Here is a 22,772-nt window from a genome sequence, read left to right on the forward strand (position 1 = left end):
AGTAGAACATGGCTCAACGTAAAGTCGATCCCATCACTTTTGCCGTCGTCAAGAACGCGCTGGATACGATCGTCGACGACATGGCTTTCGCGGTGATGCGCACCGCACGCTCACCGATCATCCGCGACGTCCTCGACTATTCCGTGACGATGTGCGACGCGTCCGGCCGCATTCTCGCGCAGGCCAAAACCGTCGCATTGCACCTCGGCGCGGTGCCGGATGCCGTGGACGTGATCGTCAAGAAGTTCGCGAACAACGTCCACCCCGGCGACGTGATCATCTTCAATGATCCGTACGAGGGCGGCATGCATCTGCCGGACATCTTCATGTTCAAGCCGATCTTCCTTGAAGACAGGCTTCAGGGTTTCTCCGTCGTGATTGCCCACCACTGCGACATGGGTGGTCGCGTGCCGGGCTCCAACGCGGCCGATTCCACCGAGATCTTCCAGGAAGGGCTGCGGATTCCACCCACGAAGCTGTATGCGCGCGGCGAAGTGAACGACACGCTGGTCAACATCATCAAGAAGAACGTCCGCCTGCCCGACCTGGTGCTGGGCGACCTGGACGCACAACTCGCCACGTGCAACATCGGCGAGCGCGAACTCGTGAAGATGATCCAGCGCTACGGCGAAGACGACCTGCGCCAGTATTTCGACGAACTGCTGGACTACGGCGAACGCCTGACGCGGCAAGCGATCACCGCGTGGCCGGACGGCGTCTACGAATTCACCGATTACATCGACAACGACGGCTTCTCCGCCGATGCGATTCCGATCAAGTGCGCGATCACGGTGAGCGGGTCGGGCGTGTCGGTGGACTTTGCCGGCTCGTCGCCGCAGGTTCGCGGCGCAATCAACTCGACGCTGTCGTTCGTGAAATCGGCCACCTATCTGGCGATTCGCTGCGTGCTCGACGCGGACGTGCCGAACAATGCCGGCGTGTATCGCTGCATCGACATCACGGCGCCCGAAGGGTCGATTTTGAACCCGCGCCTGCCCGCGCCGGTCGCCGCCCGCGCGCTGACCGGCTACCGCGTGGTCGACTGCGTGTTCGGCGCGCTGTCGAAAATCGCACCGACCAAGGTGATGGCGGCCGGTGAAGGCGGCAACACCGTGATCGCGCTCAGCGGGTACGACAAGCACGCGAGCGAGCCCTTCATCCTGGTGGACATGATCAATGGCGCGTGGGGCGGCCGCTTCAACAAGGACGGCATCGAAGGCGTGACGAATCCGTCGCAGAACATGTCGAACATGCCGATCGAAACGCTGGAAGCGCGTTACCCGATCGTGATGGAAACGTATGGCTTCGCACAGGACTCGGGTGGGGCAGGCGAATATCGCGGCGGTCTCGGCCTCGTGCGCGAGTACCGGATTCTTGCCGAGGAAGTCGTCGCGCAGATCCGCTCGGATCGCAGCGACCATGCGCCTTACGGCCTCTTTGGCGGAAGCTCGGGCGCACCGTCGTCGAACTACCTGCGCACCGATGGCGAAACGCAGCCGCTTCCGAGCAAGTTCACGATGACCCTCCATCGAGGGGCGACGATCCGTCACGAGCAAGCCGGCGGCGGCGGCTATGGAGACCCGGCCAAGCGCTCGCTCGATCTGATCGAGGCCGACCTTGCCAACGGAAAAATCACGCGCGACTACGCGCAGAGATTCCATAAGGTCGCGTTCGACGGCGAGAGGCTCGATCGCGATGCGTCGGCGAAACTGCGCGGCGCGCAAGCCTGACGAGGTCACGCATGAGCTTCGATCTGACGCGTTTCGCAATCAACCAGATCACGACGCCAAAGTGGTCGATGCCGGAAGCACTGGAGGGCTACAAGCGCCAGGGTGTGAATGGCATCGCCGTCTGGCGTCACTTCCTGGAGGACTATGGCGTCGCCAGAACGCGCAAGCATCTGCGGGATCTGGACATGTGGGTGCCGTCGCTGTGTACGAGCGAATGGCTCAACGCGTCGGTCGCCGGCAGCATGTCGGACGCGATCGATACCAACCGGCGCTTGCTCGATGCGGCCGCCGAGATCGGTGCGGGTTGCCTGATGATGGTCGTCGGCGGCATGCCGCCCGATAGCAAGGATATCGGCGGCCAGCGCGCGCGGGTACGTGATGCGCTGTTCGAACTGGCGCCTCATGCGCGGCAAGTCGGCGTCAAGCTCGGCCTCGAGCCGCTTCATCCGATGTACGCGGGCGACCGGAGCGTGCTCAATTCCATCAAGGTGGCAAACGATCTGTGCGACGAACTCGGCGACAGCGCGGGACTGGTGCCCGACGTCTATCACTGCTGGTGGGATCCCGCGTTCGAGGCGGAGATCAGACGCGCGGGCCCCGACCGGATTCTCACGTTTCACTATTGCGACTGGCTGGCGCCGACGCGAAATCTTCGTGATCGAGGCATGGTCGGTGACGGAGTCATCGACATCCCGCGCATCAAGGGCTGGCTGGACGACATCGGCTACCGGGGACCGTTCGAGCTCGAGATTTTCTCTGAGCTCGACTGGTGGGAGCGGCCTCCCGAGGAAACCACGCGCATCGCGGTCGAGCGATGCGGCCCGTATGTGCAGCAAATCACTTCACATGGAGACAAATGATGGGTACGAGTCTTGAACAGCGGTTGCGCGGTATCGGCATTGAAATGTCCCCTCCCGTCACGCCGGGCGCCAATTTTGCCGCGACCAAGCGGGTCGGCAATCTGCTCTATGTATCGGGGCAGGTGCCCGTGTCCGGCGGCGTGGACCGCTATGTCGGCAAGCTCGGTGCCGATCTTTCCCTCGAGGACGGACAGGCAGCCGCCCGGCTCTGCGCGATCAATGTGCTGTCGCAGGTCAACCAGGCCGTGGGAGGCGATTTCGATCAGGTGCTCGGGTGCGTCAGGCTCGGCGGGTTCGTGAACGCCGCCCCCGATTTCAAGGACCACCCGAAGGTACTGAACGGCGCATCGGATCTGGTGATCGCGATCCTTGGCGACGCGGGCCGCCATACGCGCGCCGCGGTCGGATGCAACTCCCTTCCTCGCAATGTGGCCGTTGAGGTCGACGCCATCTTCGAATTGGCCGACCGGTGATGTCGGCGACACCAGCCATTCGGAACGCCATTGTCATCGGATCAAATTGAGTACCGTAGCATGAAAAAAAGTACGAAATTTGGATGAAGTCCTCGCGCAGGGCGACGTGAGCGCAAGGCAGATCCTGCTCGAGATTATCGACCGCACACTCGAGAAGCTGGACAGCTATCAGCGGATCAAAAGCATCATGCGCATGGAGGGCATGCGTGCTGCATATCGGCACGCGCTCGCGTCGCATACGACCTCGCGCGATCGCCCACTAATCAGTGATTCCTTCGCACTCGCTGCCATGTAACGGACGCTCGGCAATCAAGCGCCGCTTACCAAGCGTGTACGAACGGACGTTCAAGAACCGGGCTTCGGATTTTTCGATCTCTGAAGCCCGGTCCGCTGCGGCGGTGACCTCGCCCTGATCCTGGAACTTGTGCCGAATACCCACAACGATCGCGGTCGGCGACGTGCCACTCGCTGCGCCGCTGGCCGCGTCGAAATTCGCATGGAGGTTCTTCGATGACTTCTGGTAAAGCGCGTTCAGATAGACATCTGTACGTTTCGACAGGAAGTAGTCTGCCCCTGCGCTGGTTTGCAGATAATGGCCGGACACCCCGGATTGACGCACGCTTGTGTAGTCTTCGCCCAAGGCGAGAATCAACGCGGGAGTCAGCTGGTAGCGAATGCTGCCTTCGTAGTTGTGGAAGTGGATCGTGCCACTGGGCGCAGCAAATGCGTTGGAAGAGTTGGTGTAAAGCGAGCCCGTATAGAGGAGACCCAGCGTGACCGGCCCAAACGCGTATGTGCCGCCGGCCCCCCATTGATCCGCACGCACCGCACCCAGCAGCGGATTCGACGGCGGACTCGACGAAGGTGTTCCGACGATGGCACCGCCAATCACACCAGGATTTTGCGCACGTGCATAACCGGCGCCGAGATTCGGGTGGCCATTCGTATAGCTTGCGCCGACGCTATATGCGCGGTTGGTGGCAAAATTCGTCGCGTTCGAGAAGCCGCACAGCGCTTCAGCCTGGAAGGCCTGCCATATTCGGCGTCGCGTATTTCACCGAGTTGTCGGTCCGGTAGGTATTGTTCAGATTGTCGTTGTCGAACGGATGCGTGGCAAATTGTGGCAGCACCGACGCGACGCCGAGCGGCGCGACCACATCCTGGATTGCGTTGTACTGACGTCCCAGAGTGAATGTGCCGATGCTATTGCTGGATAGGCCCACGTAGGCCTGGCGACCGAATTCACGACCGCCCTGGCCCAAAGTACCGTTGTTGACGTTGAAGCCATTTTCCGATCGGAAGATTGCTTTCAGGCCACCGCCCAGATCCTCTGGTACCCAGCATGCCCCAACGAGAGCCCGACTCGTTACCACTCGTCTGTTGCCACTGCGATTTGCCGCCGTCAGCCGTGCTGACGTTGCTCGTGTACACGACGCCCGCATCGACGACATCATAGAGTGCGACACTGCTTTGAGCGTATGCAATTCCGGTGAACGTGCTCAGCGCCACGAGGGCGATTGACCCTGACGATCGAAGCACAATTCGAAAATGCCGTTGTCGCCCAGCGGCGAAACACGCAAGCTTTGCCCTTGAAACACGACGACTCCTACTGGCACCGGCCAGAATGCAGTGAAGTCTAGAAGCCACCGCGTGTAGCGCCCATCGTCGGAAGCGACGAATCCCGCGTTGCCGGAATCTCCCCTCCAGCATTTGGAATCGGCGGATCAGCTGTGCAGGCGCATGATCGAGGCGATGACGCCGATCACCGAAGCGTGTTCACGTGTCCCGACAGCGTTCACCGTCGCGGCCCGACGATCATCGCTTTTCGCCCCGGCGCACTCCCGTCCTCTCGCGTACCCCCTTCGGTGCCGGCTCGGAAGTCCGCGGATTCGCGCCGTAACGCATTCCATCGACAAACAGAGAGACCAACCTGCGGGCATCAGGCGGCTCGGGACATTCAAGGGGCGCACAAAGCGCGCCAACAGCACACAAGAGCTCGTCTGGCTGGATGCCTTTGCGAATTTCGCCTGCACTTGTCGCTGCATCGAGGAGGCGCTGAACGACAGGACGGAGTCGTTCCAGGAAATACAGCGGCAAAGCCTTGAAGGCCGGGTCACCCGAATTGAGGGCGGCCGCCAGTCCGCGCCGCGTCGTCACGAATTCAACATAGTGCTCGATCCATCCCACGAGTGCCTCGCCAGCGCCGAGCCGAGCGGCCAGTTCGACCCCTGCGTTCGCACACGCATCCACTTCGCTGCACAACGCAGCGACGACCAGGTCCGAACGTTTCGGAAAGTGACGATAGATCGTGCCGATTCCGACCCCAGCCTTTTGCGCGATCTCGCGCACCGGCGCATCGACCCCGGACGAGTCGAAAACATCGAGCGCGGCACGGAGAAGCGTCTCCATGTTCCGTTGAGCGTCGGCCCGCATCGCGCGCGGCACCGGTCCGATGGTGGATTTGCTGGTCTCGTCATTCAATTCATCTTCCCCCTTGATAAACGGAACAACGTTCCGTATAGTCCGTAAACGGATCGCCGTTCCGGTTGCATTCTAACTGACTCGGATCCTTTCCTGCCGATTGCCCGACGGGCGATCGGCCCGACTCATCGCCCACATCGGGCGTGCTCATGAAATTGGAGAAGAAGTATGGGTAAATTGGACGGTAAGGTCGCTGTCGTCACCGGCGGCAATTCGGGGATGGGCCTTGCGACGGCCCGGCTGTTCGCCCGCGAAGGCGCGAAGGTCGTCATTACTGGCCGGGATCGGGCAACCCTCGATGCCGCGGTGGAAAGCATCGGAAACGGCGCTGACGCGATCCGCAGCGATATCTCGAAGATGTCGGACATCGACGCGCTTCATGACCATGTCGCAAGACTGCATGGCCGCGTCGACATCATTTATGCGAACGCCGGCGCGGCGCGCCCCAACCTGTTTGAATACATGTCGGAGGAAGAATTCGATTTCACGATTTCGAATACGTTCAAGGGGACGTACTTTACGGTGCAGAAACTCCTGCCGCTCATGACCTCAGGCGGCTCGATCGTTCTCAACACCACGACCCTGACGACAAAAGGCCTTCCCTATGTCAGCGTCTATTCGGCAGGGAAAGCGGCCATTCGCTCGCTGGCGCGATCGCTCGCCGCGGAACTCACCCATAAGGGCATACGGGTGAACGCCATGGCGCCTGGTTACATCGATACGGATCAAGCGCGCAAATCAGGGGTGAGCGAAGAGATGATCGAGCAGACGAAGACCCAGGCGCACGCCCAAATTCCGATGCATCGAAGCGGCACCGTCGATGAAATCGCAAAAGCGGTCCTGTTTCTCGCCTCGGATGATTCGTCCTACATGACAGGCAGCGAACTCTGTGTCGATGGAGGCTGGAACCAGGTCTGATCCATGTCGTTGTACAGAAGGGGCGACATCACCGTCATCGCGCAATGACGTGGTGTCGCGCTTCGAGCCGAAGCGCTCGCAACACGTCGACGACAATTTTCGGGACGACTGCGATACAGACGGTACCGCCTTCGCGATGACGCCGGTTCCGAACCATCCGAGACGCGTCGTGCTTGGCTCGTGGTTGGCAGTGCGAATCGAATCGACGCGCTTACATGTTCGGATAATTGGGACCGCCCCCGCCCTCCGGGGTGACCCATACGATGTTTTGCGTCGGATCCTTGATGTCGCACGTCTTGCAATGGACGCAGTTCTGCGCGTTGATGGTCAGCCCTTCGCTACCATCGGCCTTCGTCCCGAACTCGTAGACGCCGGCCGGGCAGAACCGCGCTTCCGGGCCGGCATATTTCGCGAGGTTCACTCGCACCGGGACACTCGCATCCTTCAGCGTCAGGTGCGCGGGCTGGTTTTCCTCGTGGTTCGTATTCGACAAGTACACGGAGGACAGCCGGTCGAACGTCAGCTTCCCGTCCGGTTTCGGATAGACGATTTCCCTGCAGGCCGATGCGGGCCGGAGCATCTCGTGGTCAGCATGCCGGTGATGGAGCGTCCAGGGAACGCGGCCGCCGAGCACCTTCTGTTCGAGGCCCACCATGAACGTGCCCACGTAGAGCCCCTTGCTCATCCATTGCTTGAAATTTCGCGCGCGATGCAGCTCGTCCTTCAACCATGAACGCTCGAATGCCTGCGGATACGCGATCAGTTCGTCGCGCTGTCGTCCCGCGCGCAGCGCTTCATGGGCCGCCTCCGCGGCCATCTTTCCGCTCGCGATGGCCGCGTGGCTGCCCTTGATTCGCGACGCGTTGAGAAAACCCGCATCGCAGCCGATCAGTGCACCGCCCGCGAACGTGAGCTTCGGCAACGACGTCAGCCCGCCTGCCGTAATCGCGCGGGCGCCGTACGACACCCGCTTGCCGCCTTCGAGGAACTTGCGAATCTCGGGATGCGTCTTGTATCGCTGAAACTCCTCGAACGGCGACAGGTACGGGTTCGAGTAGCCCAAGCCGACGACAAAACCGACGACCACCTGATGATTGTCGAGGTGATAAAGAAAGGACCCGCCGTACGTGTCGCTGTCGAGCGGCCAGCCGGCCGTATGAATGACGAGCCCTGGCTTGTGCATGGCCGGGTCGATTTCCCACAGCTCCTTGATGCCGAGACCATGCACCTGCGGATCGGCGCCGTCGCGAAGCTTGAAGCGATCCATCAACTGACGGCCGAGGTGGCCCCGCGCGCCTTCGGCAAACAGCGTGTATTTCGCGTGCAGTTCCATCCCGAGCTGGAAATTCTCGGTCGGCTCGCCGCTCTTGCCGACGCCCATGTTGCCGGTCGCGACGCCTTTCACTTCGCCGTGCTCGCCGTACAGGATCTCGGCCGCCGGAAAGCCGGCGAAAATCTCGACGCCCAGTGCCTCGGCCTGCTGACCGAGCCAACGCGTCACGTTGCCCAGGCTGACGACGTAGTTGCCGTGATTCTTGAAATTGTCGGGCAGGAGCCAGTTCGGAACCTGCTTCGCACCGCGTTGCGACAGGAACAGGAACCGGTCTTCGGTCACCTCGACATCGAGCGGCGCGCCCTTCTCGCGCCAGTCCGGCATCAGCTCCTGAAGCGCGCGCGGATCCATGACCGCGCCGGAAAGCGTATGCGCGCCGATCTCGGAGCCTTTTTCGAGCACGCAGACACTGACGTCCCCGCCGCTCTCGAGCGCCAGCTGCTTGATCCGTATCGCGGCCGAGAGTCCGGCCGGCCCGCCGCCGACGATCACCACGTCGTACTCCATGGATTCGCGTGGGCCGAATTGCTCGACGAGATTCTGTGTGTTCATGTTGGAAGATCGCAAATTTTCAAATGGGTCATCGCCGGCCGCCTGCAACCTGGATCGCGGCCTGCTCGCGCGTGGCGTCCCCGCCATGATTCGCACGACACGTCGAGCCAATCCTACCCATCGAGAACGCGACGTCACGCGATATAACCGGACGTGATGCTCCAAACAACCGACGCTTGGATTGGCGAACCATCGGCACCGGCCCGTCCGTCGGCAGCGAGTCGACCGCTTCGCCAACGATCCTGTGCGCCGGCATCCCGCCCGCCGGTCGACATAAGAGGGCCTTATCCTCGACACGATGGCGCGTTGATTTCCGCCCGGACGCATGCCGCCCGGTCTCCCGTTCAACGTCGCGGCGCCCGCGCGCCACGCTGCGCCTTTTGCTAAAAATTGCCCCCGCTTATATTTCCGGGCTCCGTATTTTTCCGCGTCAGACTCGTTCACACCCTGACCAGAAGGAAACGGAATCATGAACTCGTATGACGTCGTCGTAATCGGTGCTGGCGTGATCGGCAGCTCCGTGGCGTTCCACCTGTCGAAGCTCGGCGCCAGGAACGTGCTCGTCCTGGACCGGGGCACGATCGGCGCGGGCACGACCTCGCAGTCCTCGGGCATCCTGCGGACGCACTACTCCGTCAAGGAGAACGTCGAGCTGGCCCGCAAGTCGTGGCACGTCTTCAATACGTTCCCCGACTATCTCGGCGACGACGAAGCATCGTGCGGCCTCGTCAAATGCGGCTACATGATCGTCGCGTCGGAAGGCGACAAGCTCGAACCGCTGCGCGCGTCGCTCGACCAGCAGAAGGAACAAGGCATTCCGCTCGAATTCCTCAACCGGCAACAGGCCGCCGAACTGCTCCCGATCGCCCGCTTCGACGACTGCGCGCTGATCGGCTACGAGCCGGAAGCCGGCTTCGCCGACGCCTATCTCGTGGCGACGAGCTTCGCGCGTGCCGCCCGGCGCGGCGGCGTCACCGTGAAGGAAAACGTCAACGTCGAGAAGGTGCTGATCGAGAACGGCAAGGTCGTCGGCGTGTCGACCGATATCGGCGAATTCAAGACGTCGATGGTCATCAGCACGCAGAACATCTGGACGCCGGAACTCGCCGGCTGGACCGGCAGGACGCTGCCGATCATGCCCGAGCGGCACGCCGTGCTCGCGCTCGAGTGCGACGCGGCCAAGTACACGTTCTCGATGCCCGTCTTCAAGGATCTCGCGTCGCCCGGCATGCTGTACTGCCGCAGCTACGGCGGCAACCAGATGCTGGTCAGCGAAGGCGTGGTCGGCGAAAAGCTCAATGCGGCCGATGTCGAGCAGGGCGATATCCCGATGGACTACATCGTCGATGTCGGCGCGCAGGTCGCCGAGCGCTTCCCGAACTACGAAACCGCCGGCATCGCGTCGTCGTGGACCGGCGTCTACGACGTCACGCCGGACTGGAACCCCGTGCTCGGCAAGCTGCCGGGCATCGAAGGCCTGGTGGTCGGCTACGGATTTTCCGGGCACGGCTTCAAGCTGTCGCCGACCGTCGGCCTCGTGCTCGCGCAGGAAGCGCTCGGGCTGCCGACCGAGGTGTCGCTGAAGCCGTATTCGATCGAGCGCTTCGCCACCGGCGAATTGCTGAGCGGCAAGTACGGTCTCGGCGCGGTGTCCTGAGGACGCCATGGTGTCGCTGATCGACGTGTATCCGATCGACTCCATTCCGATCGAGCCCTGGCGCAATGGCGGCGGCACGACGCGGACGATCGCAACCGGCGGCGCCGATTGGCGCGTCAGTCTCGCGTCGATCGAGCGTGACGGCCCGTACTCGCGGTTTCCCGGCATGTCGCGCGTGTCGCTCATCCTGGACGGGCAAGGCGTCGTGTTGCGCAACGGCGAAGCAGTCGTCCCGCTGCGGCCGATGCGCGTGACGGCGTACGACGGCGACGCGGACTGGGGCGCCACGCTGGTCGATGGCCCGTCGGTCGCGCTCAACGCGATGACCGCGAAGCATCGATACCGGGCGAACGTCCGGCTGGTCGACGCGGCGATCGCCATCGCGCCGGGGTCTCCGGCGATCGTCGTCGCGCTGGGCGGCGGATGCGGTTTCGCCGAAGGGCCCGATGCGAGCCGGAGCGAACTGCCGCCAGGCAGCGTACTGGTATCGGAACACCCTGCCCGCACGCTGCGGCTCTTTCCGCGTGCCGCGTGCGCCGGCGCAGCCGGCACGGCGCCGTACGCGGCGCTCGTGACGATCGAACCCGTGCCGGCGCCCAACCTCACTGAAACGTCATGAAAAGGTGTGTGACATGAAAGTTATTGCAGCCGTGAAACGCGTGGTGGACTACAACGTCAAGGTGCGCGTGAAGTCCGACCACACGGGTGTCGAAATCGGCAACGTCAAGATGTCGATGAACCCGTTCGACGAAATCGCCGTGGAGGCCGCCACGCGGCTGAAGGAAGCCGGCCACGCGACCGAGGTCGTCGCCGTGTCGTGCGGCATCGCGCAGTCGCAGGAAACGCTGCGCACGGCGCTCGCGATCGGCGCCGATCGCGGCGTGCTCGTCGAGACGGATGCGGAACTCCAGCCGCTGGCCGTCGCGAAACTGCTGAAGGCCGTGATCGACAACGAGCAGCCGCAGCTCGTCATCCTCGGCAAGCAGGCGATCGACGACGATGCCGGGCAGACCGGCCAGTTGCTGGCCGCGCTGCTCGACTGGCCGCAGGCGACGTTCGCCAGCCACATCGAGATCGGCGACGGCGTCGCGACGGTGACGCGCGAGGTCGACGGCGGCCTCGAAGTGATCTCGCTGAAACTCCCGGCCATCGTGACGACCGACCTGCGGCTGAACGAGCCGCGCTACGTCACGCTCCCCAGCATCATGAAAGCGAAGAAGAAGCCGCTCGACACCGTCACGCCGGCCGCGCTCGGCGTCGATCCGTCGCCGCGGCTGAAGACGCTGAAGGTCGTCGAGCCGCCGGTTCGCAAGGCCGGCGTGCGGGTGCCCGACGTTGCGACGCTGATCGAGAAACTGAAATCCGAAGCCAAGGTGATTTGAATGACGACGCTTGTTATTGCCGAACACGACAATGCTCAACTGAAGAGCGCGACACTCCACACCATCGCCGCGGCCCGCGCGCTGTCGAACGGCGTTCACGTGCTCGTCGCCGGCCACGCCGCGCAGCCGGTCGCGCAAGCGGCGAGCCAGGTCGCGGGCGTCGACAAGGTCATCCACGTCGACGCGCCGCATTTCGCCGACGCGCTCGCGGAAAACGTGGCCGCGCAGGTGCTGGCGCTCGCGGGCGACTACACGCACATCCTGTTCCCCGCCACGGCCGCGGGCAAGAACGTCGCGCCGCGCGTCGCGGCCAAGCTCGACGCCGCGCAGATTTCCGACGTGATCGCGATCGATTCCGCGGACACGTTCCAGCGCCCGATCTATGCGGGCAACGCGATCGCCACCGTGCAGTCGCCGGACCCGGTGAAGGTCGCGACCATTCGCACCACGGCGTTCGATGCGGCACCGGCGCACGGCGGCAGCGCGCCGATCGAGACGGCGCCTGCCGTTGCGGATACCGGGTTGTCGACCTTCGTGCGCCGCGAAGTGGCGAGCAGCGACCGGCCGGAGCTGACGGCCGCGCGCGTCGTCGTCGCCGGCGGCCGCGGCCTCGGCAGCGCGGAGAACTTCGCGCTGCTCGACCCGCTGGCGGAAAAGCTCGGCGCGGCGGTCGGCGCATCGCGCGCGGCGGTCGATTCGGGCTATGCGCCGAACGACTGGCAGGTCGGCCAGACCGGCAAGATCGTCGCGCCGGAGCTGTATGTCGCGGTCGGGATTTCGGGGGCCATTCAGCATCTGGCCGGCATGAAGGATTCGAAGGTCATCGTGGCCATCAACAAGGACGCGGATGCACCGATCTTCGGCGTGGCCGACTACGGTCTCGTCGGCGACCTCTTCGACATCGTCCCGCAACTGACGAACGGGCTCTGAGCACGGCTTCGATACGCGGGTAGCCGGGCCGGCTCCCGCGTTTGCCGCCATCACCGGATCTCCGTGATGGCGGTTTTTTTTCGTCTGGCAAGCCAGCGGCGGGAAGTGCCCCGCGCGTTGCGTCACTCAACGATCGACAGTACGCAGCGCGTCGACTGCCGCCCGCACCATGCGCGCCACGACCGGCTCGACCTGATCGGCGCGGTCCGCCCGATAGGCGAACGGCGGCGTCTCGTCCATGTAGGTCGACTGGCACATCTCGAGCTGGATCGCGTGGATGCCTTCAGCCGGCCGGCCATATTCGCGCGTGATGTATCCGCCCTTGAAACGCCCGTTCGCCACCCAGGTGAACGGCTGGCGATCGAGCGTGCCGGTCACCGCGTCGAGAATGCGCGCATCGCAACTCGCGCCCGAGTTCGTGCCCAGGTTGAGATCCGGCAGCTTGCCGTCGAACAGCCGCGGCAGCACGCTCGCGATCGAGTGCGCTTCCCACAGCAGCACCGCGCCGTGCACCGCCTTCAGGCGGTCGAGTTCGGCGCGCAGCCGCGCGTGATACGGCTGCCAGTACGCCTCCAGGCGCCGCGCGATTTCGGCCGCGTCGGGCGCGGCGCCGCTCGCATAAAGCGGCTCGCCGCGAAACGTCTCGGTCGGGCACAGCCCGGTCGTCGTCTGTCCCGGATACAGGCTTTCGCCGCTGGCCGGCCGGTTCAGGTCGATCACGTAGCGCGACACGCGCGCCGCCAGCATCGACGCTCCCGCGTGCTTCGCGAACGCATAGAGCCGGTCGAGATGCCAGTCGGTGTCCGCGACGTGTGCCGCGACGTCGGTCAATTGATTTCGGACCTGCGGCGGGATCTCGGTACCGAGATGCGGGATCGAGATCAGGAGCGGCAGTTCCCCCTGATGAAAGTGGAATACGGCGTCGGTCAAGATGGAATCTCCATGGAGGAATGGGGCCGGGATGGATGGGCTGCGTCCGGGCGCCCGGTCGCGCGTGGCCGGTCGAACGCGCCGGACGCGCCGGACGCACTGCCCTGCCGCCGAAGCGGTTCCGGATGCTTCGCGGCAATGCAACGGCCAGCACCGCTTCGGTACGCGGCCAAGCAACGACGCGACGGGATCCGTTCGAATCCCGTCGCGCCGCCCGCCTCGTGCTCGATCGACTTCCGGCTGGACGCGTCGAACGGCTGACGGGAAATCGGCGTTACCTGAACGCCGAATGAAGGTGAAAAGCGATCGGCTACGCGAAATCCTCGTTCAACACCATCAGCTGCGTGTTTCCGCCGGCAGCGCTCGCGTTGACCGTCGTCACGCGTTCGCGAACGAGGCGGGTCCAGTCGTACATGCCGTGAACGTCCGGCGCGAGCACGACGGCGCCGGCATCCGCCGCGGCGGCACGCATCGATGCAGCCTGCGCGTCTTCGTCGACCAGCACGACGGCCGGGCGAACACCGGCGATGTCGCCGCGAACGACACGCTGCACGTCGTCCGTGTCGACGATCCGGCAATATCCGGCGAGTCGCGCGGCCACGTCACCGGCCATCGGCGACTTCAGCAGGATCACCTCGTTGCCGAACGCCGTCGCCGCGACGGCCTGCGCGATCACGCTGCCCGTCGACGCACCCGCGCAGAGGACCTGGCCGCGGGCGAGCACCTCCGTCGTGTTCTCTTCGCCCGTCAGGGCCGGCAGCCCGATCGGAACCGTGTCGGCAATCAGGCGGGACAGCTTCATGCTCGCGTTCGCAATGACGTCGGCCGACGTCAGGCGCCGCTCCGATGCCAGCGAGAACAGCGCATCGACGCGTGCCCGGCTCGCCTGTTTCGCGTGCTGAAGCGCGGCCTGCCGCGCCACGAAACGGCCGTCGCCGGTCTGCATCGGAAACTCGTAGAACTTCTCGCTGTTCAGCCTCGACGACGGCGCGAACGGGCCACTTGCTCCCGCATACGCATCGGGAATCTGCCGGGTGAGCGCAAGCAGCGTCAGCGGGCCGCCCATCATCGGCCCCGTTCCCGACGCACCCACACCGCCGAACGGCTGCATGCCGACGAACGCGCTGTGCATCGCGCGATTGACGCACACGCTGTTGGCGGTCGAACGCGACAGCAGCATGCCGGCGGCCTCGTTGATGCGCGTATGCAGCCCCACTACACCGCACCCGATTGCGTTCAGGCGATCCATCAGCCGGTCCATTTCGCCGGTCTTCCACCGGACGACGTGCAGCACGGGGCCGGCGATCGCGAGATCGACGCCCGACAACGCGTCGAGCGTACCCAGGTCGACGATGGCCGGCGCGACGAACTGGCCTTTCCCGCAGTCTCCCGCTACACGGGCACGGATCACCTTGAAGCCGCGGCGCGCCATGTCCGCGAGGTAGGTATCGATCTGGTCGCGCAGCTTGCGCGTCGCCACCGGCCCGATGTCGGTCGCCGAATCCAGCGGATCGCCGATGCGCCGCTCGCTCAGCATCCCCGTGAGCATCCGCAGCACGATCTCGGCCGTGGAGTCCTGCAGGCACAGGATACGCAGCGACGACGCGAGTTGTCCGGCATGCTTGAAAGCCGACACCATCGCATCGGAGATGACCTGCTCGGGCAACGCCGAGCTATCCACGACCAGCGCGTTCACGCTGCCGACGATCGTGACGAGCTTCGCGGCGCTCGACGCCTGTGCGAGTTGCAACGCGATCGCCTTCTCCACGCGGGACGTGCCCGTGAAAAGAACGGCAGCAACGCGGCGGTCGGCGACGAGCGCGCGTCCGACTTCCTGTCCCGCGCCCAGCAGAAGCTGGACCACGCCATCGGGCATGCCGGCCTCCAGGAACAGGCGGACTGCCGCATGGGCGACCAGCGAACCGCCCGATGACGACGGCTTGGCGATCACGGTATTACCGGCCGCGAGCGCGGCGGAGATCTGACCGACCGCAGTTGCCAGCGGCGAAGCCGACGGCGTGATGCTCACGACCGCACCGAGCGGTTCCGCCGCTTCGAGACGGCTGTCCGTTCTCAGCTGATATGCGTACAGACGGCAAAGGTTGACGGACTTGCGAATCTCGTCGGCCGCTTCCGCCAGGGTCGCACCACTTTCCAGCACCAGCAGCGCACCGAGCCGGCACGCGCTCTGCTCGATTCGTTCGGCTACCGAATCAAGGCACGCGGCGCGATCGCCCACGGATTGCCGACGCCATGCGGCCGCCGCCTGCACGCCGGCGGCGAGTGCGGCTGCGACCGCGTCCGGTCGGCATGCGGTCACGCTGCCGATGACCTCGGACGAATCGCTTGCACTGAACACCAGCGCGGTCGCATCGGAATGGATATCCGATACGCCGGCGACAATCGACTGTGCGCTCAGCCGATTCGCGCGCAGTTCCGCAATGGCCGCATCGAACTCCGCGGATTGACTGAAGCTCAGCGCACCGGCGTTGACGCGCCCCGGCAGCACGCCCGTCGGCGCAACGATGCCGGCATGCGGCCGGCCGCCGGTGCGCGCCGCGCGCGCGACCGGATCCTCGACGATGTCGTCGATGCTGACCGCCTCGTCGACGATCTGGTTCACGAACGACGAGTTCGCACCGTTCTCGAGCAGGCGCCGGACCAGATAGGCCAGCAACGTAGCGTGCGGCCCGACGGGCGCGTAGATGCGGCATGCACGGCCGAGTTTTGCTTTGCCGACGACCTGGTCGTAGACGGTTTCGCCCATCCCGTGCAGGCACTGGAACTCGAAATCCTGGTTCCCGCCCAGCGTATACGCCGCGGCGAGCGAGAACGCGTTGTGCGTCGCGAACTGCGGAAAGATCGCATCGGGCGCGGCCAGCAACGCCTTCGCGCAGGCGATATAGCTGACGTCGGAATGGACCTTGCGCGTGAACACCGGGTACCCGGCCGCCCCCGCATCCTGCGCGAGCTTGATCTCGGTATCCCAGTACGCGCCCTTCACGAGGCGGATGTTGATGCGCCGGCCGGTCGCGCGAGCGAGCGCGATGATCCAGTCGGCCACGGCACGCCCGCGCTTCTGGTACGCCTGGAGCGAAATGCCGATGCCGTTCCACCCGCGCAGGCTCGGTTCGCGGCAAAGCCGCTCGAGCATCTCGAGCGTCAGGTCGAAGCGCGCCGACTCCTCCTGGTCGAGGTGGAAACCGATCTGGTAACGCTTCGCGAGTTCCGCCAGTTGCAGCAGCCGCGGATACAGCTCCGCGATGACCCGCTCGCGCTGCGGCAGTTCATAGCGTGCGTGCAGGCCCGAGATCTTCACCGATACGCCCGGGCCCTCGATCGGCCCCTGCCCGCCGGCGTCCTTGCCGATCGCTTCGATCGCATGCTTGTACGAATTGAAATACGCGAGCGCATCCTCGTCGGTCAGCGCGGCTTCGCCGAGCATGTCGTACGTGTAGCGATACCCGCTGGCTTCGTGGCCTTTCGCGACCCCGATGGCCTCCTCGATCGTCTGCCCCGTGACGAACTGCTTGCCGAGCATCCGCATCGCGTAGGCCACCCCCGCGCGCACCACGGTCTCGCCGCCTTTTCTGAGCACGCTCATCAGCGCCTCGGTCAACGCGGCATCGTCCGGCTTCTTCAGCAGCTTTCCGGTAATCAGCAGGCCCCACGCGGTCGCATTGACGAAGAACGACGGCGATTTGCCGAGATGCGCGCGCCAGTCCGCGTCGACGATCTTGTCGCGAATCAGCTGGTTGCGCGTTTCCGTATCCGGAATGCGCAGCATCGCTTCGGCGAGACACATCAGCGCGATCCCCTCGCGGCTGTCCAGCGAGAATTCCTGCGTGAGCAGATCGACGCCGCCCGCGTCGATGCGCGCATCGCGAACGCCCTGGGCCAGCTTGCCCGCGAGCGCCTGCGCCTTCGCGAGCGTGGCACCGTCCATTCCGGCTTCCTGCATCAGCGCCTGCACGACGACCTGCTCGTCCAGCGAGGAAGCGTCGACGATTTTACGGCGCAGCGCGCTCAAATCCGTCGATACCGTTTGCATTGGTTTGAATTCCGTCAGCATTTTGATAGACCCACTGATTGCTTCGACAATGTGTGTTATTTCGCTTGCGTGGCGGCACGCGGCACTCAGCCGGCATGCCCGCGCAGCCGTTCGGTGCGGCGCCGCAGCCATTCGAGCGTGACGAGAAGCAGTGTCGAGACGACGACGAGCACGGTCGCAACGGCGAGGATGGTCGGGCTCAGCTGCTCGCGGATGCCGGCCCACATCTGCCGCGGAATGGTCCGCTGGTCCGGGCCCGTCAGGAACAGCGCCACGACGATCTCGTCGAACGACGTCGCGAACGCGAACAGCGCGCCCGACACGACGCCCGGTGCGATGATCGGCAGCTTGACCTGCCAGAACACGCGCATCGGCGATGCGCCCAGGCTGCGTCCGGCGCGCGTCAGGGTCTCGTTGAAGCCCGCCAGCGTGGCGGTCACCGTCACGACGACGAACGGCACGCCGAGCGCCGCGTGCGCGAACGTCAGGCCGAGCAGGCTGCTGGTCAGTCCGAGCGGGCTGAATGCGAAGTACACGCCGACCGCGGTGATGATGACCGGCACGATCATCGGCGAGACCAGCACGCCGGTGATGAACGACTTGCCCTTCAGTCGCGGATGCATGAGGCCGAGCGACGCCAGCACGCCCAGCAGGCTCGCGAGCAGCGTCGAGCTGACGCCGACGATCAGCGTGTTGCGAAGCGCGAACATCCATTCGGCGCTGCCGAAGAACTCTTCGTACCAGCGGAAGCTGAAGCCGGGCATCGGATAGGTGAAGTACGGCTGCGAGTTGAACGACAGCGGCATCACGACCAGTACCGGGAGCACCAGGAACAGCAGCACGAGCAGCGAGATCGCAACGTGCGCGTAGCGTCCCGCGCGGCCCCAGATCGTCACGTAGGCAGGAAAATTGAACATGGTTTCACCCCAGCTTCACGCCGGCACCGCCGGTCAGTCGAACGAACATCCCGTACACGATCAGCACGCCTGCCAGCAAGATCGTGGCCAACGCACTGGCGAGCCCCCAGTTCAACGTCGAATTCACGTGGTTCGCGATGTAGTAGCTCGCCAGCTGGTCTTCCGGGCCGCCGACGATCGCGGGCGTGATGTAGTAGCCGACCGCGAGAATGAAGGTCAGCATGCCGGCCGCGCCGACGCCGGGCAGCGTCTGCGGGAAATACACCTGGAAGAACGAGCGGATCGGGCCGGCCCCGAGCGAGCGCGCCGCCTTCATGTACAGGTTCGGCACGCCCTTCATCACGCTGTACAGCGACAGGATCGCGTACGGCAGCAGGATGTGCGTCATCGCGACCAGCACCCCGAAGCGGTTGTAGATCAGCGGCAGCGCCGAATCGGTGAGGCCGAGCCGGATCAGCCAGTCGTTCAGGACACCGTTGGTCTGCAGCACGACGACCCACGCGGTCGTGCGCACGAGGATCGACGTCCAGAACGGCAACAGCACCATGATCATGAGGACGTTGCTGTATCGCGCCGGAATGTTGGCCAGGAAGTAGGCGACCGGATAGCCGAACAGCAGGCACAGCAGGCTCACCGCGATACTGACCCAGGCCGTACGCAGAAACACGCCGATATACAGCCGCTCGCCCGGCGACTGACGGACGATCTCGCCCGTTTCGTCGCGCTTGAAGTCGAGCGCCTTCAGGTAATAGCCGAACGTCCAGGGCGACGCGGCGTACTTGACGGTCGACCACGTGCGGAGTTCATCCCAGCGCGGATCGATCGCCGACATCCGCGCGCGCCACGTTCCGCCCGACGCGGCCGTATCGTCCGCGAGTTGTCGGGCCGTCTTCATCAGCAGGCCGCGCATCCCGGTTTCGTCGTAGTTCAGGCGGGATGCGATGCGGCTGAGCCCCTCGCCCGCCCGGCTCGCGACCAGCTCCTTCCCGAACGTCGCATACAGCTGCTCGTCCGGCACCTTGCCGGCCTTCGGTTCCCATTCGCGCAGCATGGCCGCGGTATGCGGCAGTTCCTGCGACACCGTCGGGTCGCGCAGGCTTTTCAGCAGCAGGCTGCCGATCGGCACGAGGAACGTTACCAGCAGGAAGGCGAGCAGCGGAAACATCAGCAGCATCGCCTTGATCTGGCCCGCACGTTCGGTCCTGCGCAACTTGGCCTTGAGCGCCTTCGAATCGGGAACGGCAACGTTCTCGATCCCGTGTGTCATGACCGTCATATCACTGGGAAGAATCATCATGTTCGGCGGTTGCAACCGCGCCTCCTGGTATGGGCTGTGGTCGGTCCGGTGACTTCCGGGCCGGCCGGACCGCAAACTTCTGGTTCAGGTCGCCGGCTCGGTCCGTGCAGAGCATGACGATAAGGAATCCAGATAATTTATTCCGGTTCGCTTCACGGTCTCCACGCTGAATTGCCCCGGTGTTCCGGCGAGACGCCGGCCCTGCTGCAGCAACGTTACAGTGCCCGGCACGCGTCGGCCATCCAGCCGATATCGACGGCGTCGCCGATCCGCAAGTTGCGCGCGGCGCCGTCGTTGGGCAGCTTCACGATGAAATCGCCACGGCCGCACACCTGCATGACGATGCGCAGGTGGTCGCCGTAATAGATCAGGTCCTTCACGCCGGCGCTGAACACGTTGTCGCACCGGCGCGCCTGCTCGCCCACCGCGATGCGTTCGGGACGCAACGACACGCTGGTGTTGCCCGACAGCTGGATCCCGCCGTTCGCGCTGGCATGGATCGCCTGACCGCCGTCGAGACGAACGACGCAGCGCGGATGCTCGAGCGCGGACACGACGCCGTTCAGCTCGTTGCTCTCGCCGATGAAGCGGGCGACGAACGCGTTCGCGGGCTTCTCGTAGAGTTCCGACGGCGACGCGAGCTGCTGGATGATCCCGTTGTTGAACACGGCGATCCGGTCCGACATCGTCATCGCTTCGCCCTGGTCATGGGTGACGTAGACGACGGTCAGTCCGCTCTGCTCGTGAATCTGCTTGATTTCGTACTGCATCTGCTCGCGCAGCTGCTTGTCGAGCGCGCCGAGCGGTTCGTCCATCAGCACCAGCGCCGGCTCGAACACGAGTGCGCGTGCCACGGCGATGCGCTGCTGCTGGCCGCCGGACAACTGCGCCGGCATGCGGTGCGCGAACTTCTCCATGTTGACCATCCGCAGCGCCCGCATCACCTTCGTGTCGATATCGCTTCTGGAGACCTTGCGGACCTTCAACGGAAACGCGAGGTTTTCCGCGACCGACTTGTGCGGAAACAGCGCATAGCTCTGGAACACCATGCCGATGTTGCGGCGCTCAGGCGGGATCCGGTTGATCGGTTTGCCCTGGAGGAGAATCTCGCCGTGCGTGGCGGTTTCGAAGCCCGCGAGCATCATCAGGCAGGTCGTCTTGCCCGACCCGGACGGCCCCAGCATCGTGAGAAATTCGCCCTGCTCGATCTCGAGGTTGAGATTTTTCACGACCAGCGTTTCGCCGTCGTAGGTCTTCTGGACGTTCTTGAATGAGACGATCGTCGACATCGTATTCTCCTGTGGATCAGAGTTAGCGCTTTAGCGCTTTACTCTGATCCCATGCTTCGCGGTGGATCAGAGTTGCGCTTATGTCGGTCGGAGCAAGTACTTCAGCACTTGCTCCGACCCATGCTTCGCACCCTGACCTCATGCAAAGCTTCGCGGAAATCCCGACCCGGGCTTATGCGCCGAACCGCCACTCGCGCGGCGGCAGGTACGTTTCCTTGACCACGCGCGGCGACGCCCAGCGCAGCAGGTTCAGGTACGAGCCCGCCTTGTCGTTCGTGCCGCTCGCCCGGCCGCCGCCGAACGGTTGCTGGCCGATCATCGCGCCGGTCGGCTTGTCGTTCAGGTACAGGTTGCCCGCGGCGTTGATCAGCGCGGCTTCGGCCTGGTGCAGCGCGAAACGGTCGGTGCTGAAGATCGAGCCGGTCAGCGCGTAGGGGCTCGTCGCATCGATGAGCTCGAGCGTGTCCGCCCACGCGTTGTCGTCGTAGACGAACACCGACAGGACCGGGCCGAACAGCTCTTCCGTCATCAGCGCGTGCTTCGGATCCGAGACTTGCAGCACGGTCGGCTCGACGAAGTAGCCGGGATCCGACCAGGTCTTGCCGCCCGACACGACGGTCACCGCGCTGTCTTCCTTCGCCGCGCCGATCACGCGGCTGAGCTTCTGGTAAGACGCCTGCGAGATCACCGCACCCATGAAGGTGTTCGCGTCGGCGACATCGCCGACCTTGAGTTCCGCCAGGCGCTCGCACAGCTCCTTGCTCACCGCCGGCCACAGGCTGCTCGGAACATAGGCGCGCGATGCGGCGCTGCACTTCTGGCCCTGGTACTCGAAGGCGCCGCGAATGAGCGCGATCGCGACTTCGGACGGATTCGCCGACGCATGCGCCAGCACGAAATCCTTGCCGCCCGTTTCGCCGACGAGACGCGGAATCGTGCGGAACGCGTCGACCTTCGACGCCACGCCCTTCCACAGCGACTGGAACACCGCCGACGACCCCGTGAAATGGATACCCGCCAGATCGCGCGAAGCGAGCGCGACACGCGTGGTCATCTCGGCGTCGCCGGGCACGAAGTTGATGACGCCCGGCGGCAGGCCTGCCTCCTCCAGCGCTTCGTAGAAAATGTAGTTCGCGAGCGCCGACTTTTCGGACGGCTTCCAGAGCACCGTATTGCCCATGATCGCCGGCGCGGTCGTCAGGTTGCCGCCGATGGCCGTGAAGTTGAACGGCGAGACCGCATACACGAAGCCTTCGAGCGGCCGCCAGTCGGCGCGGTTGACCGCGGTCGGCACCGACAGCGGCTGTTCGGCGTACACGCGCTGCGCATTGAACGCATTGAAGCGCAGGAAGTCGATCAACTCGCACGCGCTGTCCGGCTCGGCCTGGTCGATCGTCTTGCTCTGGCCGAGCATCGTCGCCGCGTTGATCTTCACGCGCAGGCGCGTCGCGATGATTTCGGCAGCCCGATGCAGAATCGTCGCGCGGCTGGCGTGCGGGAGGCCCGCCCAGTCGCGCGCCACCGATTTCGCGCTCGCGATGGCTTCCGACACCTGCGCTTCGGTCGGGCGGTGGATGCGGGCCAGCACGCGTTGATGATCGTGCGGTGCGCGCACCTCGACCGTATCGTTCGAGAAATATTTCTTCCCGCCGATGACGGTCGGGATGTCGACGACTTCGCGTTGCCCGAGGGCCTTGCTCAGTGCGTCTGCGGCTTCGGTTCCCGGGCGGAACGACACTTCCGGTTCATTGGCCGGCAGCGGAAATTGTGCACCTGAACTCACGCTCACTCCTTGTCAAATCGTTTCGATAAAACCGATCGGGGAGGCCGCATCCGTCATCGGGTTCTCCCCGTGTTCGGCGCGGGTTTCGGCAGCATGTCCCGGATCGGCCACTTCAGTTTCGAGAGTAGTGGCTGCCAAAAAAGCCCCGCGTTGCTTCATGTCGACTTATGCAAAGAATCGGACATCGTT

18 protein-coding genes and 1 pseudogene are annotated in these 22,772 nt (G+C 64.5%); 9 read left to right on the forward strand and 10 right to left on the reverse strand.

Translation table 11 applies throughout. From position 1 onward, the window contains the following. The first annotated feature begins 8 nt into the window (after nt 1–8). The 4 genes from DIE23_RS09905 (at nt 9) to DIE23_RS09920 (ending at nt 3,358) form a co-directional block, all read left to right on the forward strand. Entirely contained in the window at nt 9–1,730 is a 1,722-nt protein-coding gene (locus DIE23_RS09905) for a hydantoinase B/oxoprolinase family protein (protein ID WP_124611950.1), read from the forward strand. A gap of 11 nt (nt 1,731–1,741) precedes the next feature. Continuing rightward, on the forward strand, nt 1,742–2,590 hold the full coding sequence (locus tag DIE23_RS09910) for a sugar phosphate isomerase/epimerase (protein WP_124611951.1): 849 nt from the start codon (nt 1,742–1,744) through the stop codon (nt 2,588–2,590). Next, entirely contained in the window at nt 2,590–3,063 is a 474-nt protein-coding gene (locus tag DIE23_RS09915; RefSeq protein ID WP_124611952.1) for a RidA family protein, read from the forward strand. The genes DIE23_RS09910 and DIE23_RS09915 overlap by 1 nt, the downstream gene beginning before the upstream one ends. A 79-nt stretch (nt 3,064–3,142) precedes the next feature. Continuing rightward, the gene (locus tag DIE23_RS09920; RefSeq protein WP_124611953.1) at nt 3,143–3,358 is read left to right on the forward strand and encodes a hypothetical protein; all 216 of its coding nucleotides are present in this window, start codon (nt 3,143–3,145) and stop codon (nt 3,356–3,358) included. 123 nt (nt 3,359–3,481) lie between these two features. Here the strand turns inward: DIE23_RS09920 and DIE23_RS40820 are convergent. Both DIE23_RS40820 and DIE23_RS09935 read right to left on the reverse strand, forming a co-directional pair. Continuing rightward, nucleotides 3,482–4,602 (reverse strand): annotated as a pseudogene (locus DIE23_RS40820) (porin); the annotation flags it as partial. A 276-nt stretch (nt 4,603–4,878) separates the two neighbouring features. Next, nucleotides 4,879–5,544, reverse strand: a complete 666-nt coding sequence (locus tag DIE23_RS09935; RefSeq protein ID WP_260436019.1) for a TetR/AcrR family transcriptional regulator — start codon at nt 5,542–5,544, stop codon at nt 4,879–4,881. A 168-nt stretch (nt 5,545–5,712) separates the two neighbouring features. Between DIE23_RS09935 and DIE23_RS09940 the strand changes: the two genes are divergently transcribed. Next, nucleotides 5,713–6,462: an SDR family oxidoreductase gene (locus tag DIE23_RS09940; RefSeq protein WP_124611956.1), complete on the forward strand. Its 750-nt coding sequence runs from the start codon at nt 5,713–5,715 to the stop codon at nt 6,460–6,462. A gap of 211 nt (nt 6,463–6,673) precedes the next feature. On the opposite strand, the gene DIE23_RS09950 is transcribed toward DIE23_RS09940, so the two are convergent. Then, nucleotides 6,674–8,347 (reverse strand): electron transfer flavoprotein-ubiquinone oxidoreductase, encoded by a 1,674-nt coding sequence (locus DIE23_RS09950; protein ID WP_124612014.1) that lies wholly within the window; start codon nt 8,345–8,347, stop codon nt 6,674–6,676. A 469-nt stretch (nt 8,348–8,816) separates the two neighbouring features. Here DIE23_RS09950 and DIE23_RS09955 point away from each other — a divergent pair, with 469 nt between their 5' ends. From DIE23_RS09955 to DIE23_RS09970, 4 genes are read left to right on the forward strand one after another with little or no spacing between them, the layout of a single operon-like run. After that, a complete protein-coding gene (locus DIE23_RS09955) occupies nt 8,817–10,004 on the forward strand; it encodes an FAD-binding oxidoreductase (protein ID WP_124611957.1) in 1,188 nt (395 codons plus the stop codon). A gap of 7 nt (nt 10,005–10,011) precedes the next feature. Next, nucleotides 10,012–10,623, forward strand: a complete 612-nt coding sequence (locus DIE23_RS09960; protein WP_185646415.1) for a HutD family protein — start codon at nt 10,012–10,014, stop codon at nt 10,621–10,623. A gap of 13 nt (nt 10,624–10,636) precedes the next feature. Next, a complete protein-coding gene (locus tag DIE23_RS09965) occupies nt 10,637–11,386 on the forward strand; it encodes an electron transfer flavoprotein subunit beta/FixA family protein (RefSeq protein ID WP_124611958.1) in 750 nt (249 codons plus the stop codon). Next, nucleotides 11,387–12,316: an electron transfer flavoprotein subunit alpha/FixB family protein gene (locus tag DIE23_RS09970; protein ID WP_124611959.1), complete on the forward strand. Its 930-nt coding sequence runs from the start codon at nt 11,387–11,389 to the stop codon at nt 12,314–12,316. It abuts the gene before it with no gap. A gap of 126 nt (nt 12,317–12,442) precedes the next feature. Here the strand turns inward: DIE23_RS09970 and hutG are convergent, their stop codons facing one another. From hutG to DIE23_RS39465, 7 genes are all read right to left on the reverse strand, one after another. Then, the gene (hutG, locus tag DIE23_RS09975; protein ID WP_124611960.1) at nt 12,443–13,246 is read right to left on the reverse strand and encodes an N-formylglutamate deformylase; all 804 of its coding nucleotides are present in this window, start codon (nt 13,244–13,246) and stop codon (nt 12,443–12,445) included. 310 nt (nt 13,247–13,556) lie between these two features. After that, nucleotides 13,557–17,297 carry a bifunctional proline dehydrogenase/L-glutamate gamma-semialdehyde dehydrogenase PutA gene (gene putA, locus DIE23_RS09980; RefSeq protein ID WP_124611961.1) on the reverse strand — a complete coding sequence of 1,247 codons (3,741 nt, stop codon included), beginning with the start codon at nt 17,295–17,297 and terminating at the stop codon, nt 13,557–13,559. An 86-nt stretch (nt 17,298–17,383) separates the two neighbouring features. Beyond that, nucleotides 17,384–18,214 (reverse strand): ABC transporter permease, encoded by an 831-nt coding sequence (locus DIE23_RS09985; RefSeq protein ID WP_124611962.1) that lies wholly within the window; start codon nt 18,212–18,214, stop codon nt 17,384–17,386. Between the two features lie 4 nt (nt 18,215–18,218). Next, entirely contained in the window at nt 18,219–19,481 is a 1,263-nt protein-coding gene (locus tag DIE23_RS09990; protein ID WP_260436020.1) for an ABC transporter permease, read from the reverse strand. Between the two features lie 245 nt (nt 19,482–19,726). Next, on the reverse strand, nt 19,727–20,800 hold the full coding sequence (locus DIE23_RS09995; protein ID WP_124611964.1) for an ABC transporter ATP-binding protein: 1,074 nt from the start codon (nt 20,798–20,800) through the stop codon (nt 19,727–19,729). A 172-nt stretch (nt 20,801–20,972) separates the two neighbouring features. Next, the gene (pruA, locus tag DIE23_RS10000) at nt 20,973–22,583 is read right to left on the reverse strand and encodes an L-glutamate gamma-semialdehyde dehydrogenase (protein WP_124611965.1); all 1,611 of its coding nucleotides are present in this window, start codon (nt 22,581–22,583) and stop codon (nt 20,973–20,975) included. Nucleotides 22,584–22,595: 12 nt separating this feature from the next. Further along, entirely contained in the window at nt 22,596–22,742 is a 147-nt protein-coding gene (locus tag DIE23_RS39465) for a hypothetical protein (protein ID WP_185646416.1), read from the reverse strand. Between the last annotated feature and the right edge of the window lie 30 nt (nt 22,743–22,772).

Origin of the sequence: Burkholderia sp. Bp9143, assembly GCF_003853645.1 — a bacterium.
In the GTDB taxonomy this organism is placed as follows: Bacteria; Pseudomonadota; Gammaproteobacteria; order Burkholderiales; family Burkholderiaceae; genus Burkholderia.